Origin of the sequence: Acidisphaera rubrifaciens HS-AP3 (assembly GCF_000964365.1) — a bacterium.
GTDB classification, from domain to species: domain Bacteria; phylum Pseudomonadota; class Alphaproteobacteria; order Acetobacterales; family Acetobacteraceae; genus Acidisphaera; species Acidisphaera rubrifaciens.
In genome coordinates this window covers 1-576 of sequence record NZ_BANB01001009.1, presented here as the reverse complement: position 1 = coordinate 576, position 576 = coordinate 1, and the positions used below count along the sequence as shown (strand labels likewise).

Below are 576 nucleotides of genomic sequence, written 5' to 3'. Positions count from 1 at the left end.
GCTGCCGATAGGCGGGGAGACCGTCGGTCTCGTACGGTTTCAGCCGGAGCGGCTCGTGGATCAGCCCGGTCGGCGGCAGCAGCGCACGCAGGCCGGCGACGATGGCGTCGCGCCGTGCCATCACGTCCGGCTTCGGTTCAGGCTGTCTGATCATCCGGATACCCTCATGCCGCGGGCCTGTCCGGAAAATGGCGCCCCTGTGCCGCCCGCACAAGCGCGCCATCGAGGCTGTTGCCGCGGGAAGCCGGTGATCGTCATCGCGGCCGGCGCGGTCGCCCGGCCGCGGCGGTTCAGCCCTGGCGGGCCTTCATCCGCGGGTTCTTCTTGTTGATGACATAGACCCGCCCGTGGCGGCGAACCACGCGGCAGTTCTTGTCGCGCACTTTGGCCGAGCGCAGGCTGTTACGGACCTTCATCACACTATTCCCGGGCACACGGACGGGCGCCGCACGGGCAAGGCCCAGCGACGCGGAAGGCGCGCGAGGTACGCGGACGCGGCGCCCCTGTCAAGGCGAGCACGCACCGGCCGGCCCGCGGTCGCACGGGAGTCTCGCCGGTCATGCCTCGGCGGCGGCG

Annotated in this window: 1 protein-coding gene; it reads right to left on the bottom strand. The window is 71.5% G+C overall.

What is annotated here, in order from left to right; all coding sequences use genetic code 11:
* Window positions 1-290 precede the first annotated feature (290 nt).
* Window positions 291-416, bottom strand: a complete 126-nt coding sequence (gene ykgO / locus B8460_RS19745) for a type B 50S ribosomal protein L36 (protein ID WP_048863340.1) — start codon at window positions 414-416, stop codon at window positions 291-293.
* Between the last annotated feature and the right edge of the window lie 160 nt (window positions 417-576).